Genomic DNA, 900 nt, shown 5'->3' on the forward strand with positions numbered 1-900 from the left:
ACGGGGGGCTGCTCGTCCTGCTCGTAGGGGGCGGTCGCCATCGGGACGAACAGGCCGTGCGCCGCGCCGGCCGCGTCGGCGAGCGGGGAGCCGGCGGGGGCCACGGCGACGACGGTGCAGCCGCGGCGGTACGCCTGCTCGACGAGGAGGGAGAGGCCGGGCTCGCTGCCGTCGGGGGTGGTGACGATGAGGAGGTCCACGGAGCCGGCCCAACCGGGGAGTTCCCAGCGCAGGGCGCCCGCGGCGGGGGCGACGCCGGCCGGGGCGAGGCGGGTGACCGGGCAGGCGGCGCCTGCGAGGGTGCCGAGGAGGTCGGCGACGCAGGTGGCGGCGGCGCCGGGGCCCGCGAGGAGGATCGCGCGCGGGCGGCCGTCCGGTTTCAGCTCGTGCACGCCGGCCTCGGTGGCGTGCCGGGCGGCGGTGCGGACGCGGGCGCCTGCCTCGGCCGCTCCGCGCAGGAGGGCGCGGTGGTCCGCCTCGGCCAGGGCCTCCGGCGTGTCGAGCAGCGATTCGTCGAGCATGGCGTCAGGTCTCCGATCGCCTGTGGTCGTCGGTGTGCGGGTGCGCCGCGCGGCCGGCCGCTGTGGTCGCCCGGCGAGTCGTCTCGCGTACGTCGCCTCGCGTGCGGCTTCGGCCCGTACGGCGCGGTGGGCGCCGTTACGCGGGGCGGCGGGCCTCGTCGACGAGGAGGACGGGGATGCCGTCGCGGATCGGGTACGCCAGGCCGCAGTCCTGGCCGGTGCAGATCAGCTCGGTGTCCTGCTCCTTGAGTGGGGCGTGGCAGGCCGGGCAGGCGAGGATCTCCAGGAGGCCGGCTTCGAGCGGCATGGGGTGTCCCTTCGGGGTGAGTTCGGTGCGCCGGGGTGGGTTTCGCCGGTCCGGCGGGGGGGTGGATGTGCC

At 77.7% G+C, this 900-nt stretch carries 1 protein-coding gene and 1 pseudogene; both read right to left on the reverse strand.

Annotation, left to right across the window (positions count from 1 at the left end):
- Positions 1–521: pseudogene (locus tag BZL64_RS38470) on the reverse strand (SIS domain-containing protein); the annotation flags it as partial.
- 136 nt (positions 522–657) lie between these two features.
- Positions 658–828 carry a Trm112 family protein gene (locus BZL64_RS38475; RefSeq protein WP_086773532.1) on the reverse strand — a complete coding sequence of 57 codons (171 nt, stop codon included), beginning with the start codon at positions 826–828 and terminating at the stop codon, positions 658–660.
- Between the last annotated feature and the right edge of the window lie 72 nt (positions 829–900).

This window comes from Streptomyces bobili (assembly GCF_002154575.1).
In the GTDB taxonomy this organism is placed as follows: Bacteria; Actinomycetota; Actinomycetes; order Streptomycetales; family Streptomycetaceae; genus Streptomyces; species Streptomyces bobili.

Coding starts and splice junctions, on each gene's coding strand:
- BZL64_RS38475 (WP_086773532.1), bottom strand. CDS start 828: ATGCCGCTCGAAGCCGGCCTCCTGGAGATCCTCGCCTGCCCGGCCTGC.